The following is a 1,119-nucleotide window of genomic DNA, read 5'->3' as shown; positions in this document are numbered from 1 at the left end:
GCCGTAGTCGATGGTGGAGTCGACACCGAAGATCTGGCCGGACAGGGTGTCCTGGTAGCTCAGCGCCTTGCTGTTGTTGGTGCTCAGCTGGCCAGTCAGCACCAGTTTGTCGCTGACGCTCCAGCGGGCATTGGCGGCCACGTAGCCGAACTTGGTTTCGTCTTCGCTGTAGGTCGCTCCGCTGCTGTAGGACGTATTGCCGAAGGTGCCGGTCAGCAGGTTGGACGCGGGGTCGATCTTGACGTTCAGCGGAATGAAGCCGTTGTTGCCGCTCTGGCCCGCCGGCTTGGTGCGGTCGGTGGTACGGCTGTTGCGGATCAGCAGGCCGAAGTAGATCTCGTCGCGGGTGTTCTTCAGCTTGGAATAGAGCGTGTCCAGGCTGAAGTTCAGCGTCGGGGTCTTGAACTGCAGCGAGCCCACCAGGCCGTCGCGGGTGCGGTCATTGGCCGAACCGTAGAAGCGGTAGATGCGGGGCAGCAGTGCGTTGTCGACCTGGGCGCGGGTGTAGCTGCCGAGGTTGGCGCGCGGGCTGTCGTAGTCCAGCGCGAAGGCGAAGTTGCCCTTCACGGGACTCTGGCTGGCGCGGGCCGAGCTGTTGTAGCCACCGGTCGCCTCAAAGCCTGAGCGGTTGTTCACGGCGGCGGCGTGCGACACGCCAATCAGCGCGCCCCAGTCGCCCCAGGTGTTGGAGTACAGCGCGAAGCCCATCGGGTCCGTCTTGCCGGACGTGGTGTTGTACGACGCCGTCACGCCATAGCGGATGGTGCGCTTGGGGTTGTCGAAGGGGCGTGGCGTCTGCAGGTCCACCACGCCGCCCATGCCGCCTTCGTTCAGTTCCGCCAGCGGCGACTTGTAGAAGTCCACACGGCCGAACAGTTCGGACGCGAACACGTCGTAGTTGAAACCGCGCACCGCCGAGCCGATGGTGGAAGTGGACACGGTATTGACGAGGGCGCCATTCAGCGTGGTGACGGTGTACTCGGTCGGCAGGCCGCGGATGGAGATGCGCTGCCCCTCACCCGAACTCTCGTCACGGTTCAGGATGATGCCCGGCACGCGCTGCAGCGATTCGGCCACGTTGGCCTCGGGGAACTTGCCGATGTCCTCGGCGACGATGGA

At 64.7% G+C, this 1,119-nt stretch carries 1 protein-coding gene; it reads right to left on the bottom strand.

What is annotated here, in order from left to right; all coding sequences use genetic code 11:
* On the bottom strand, positions 1–1,119 hold a 1,119-nt coding region (locus tag ACXJKR_RS33175; protein WP_457326479.1), incomplete at both ends, for a TonB-dependent receptor plug domain-containing protein.

Source organism: Roseateles sp. P5_E11, assembly GCF_054049355.1.
This window is presented reverse-complemented; position numbering and strand designations above follow the sequence as displayed.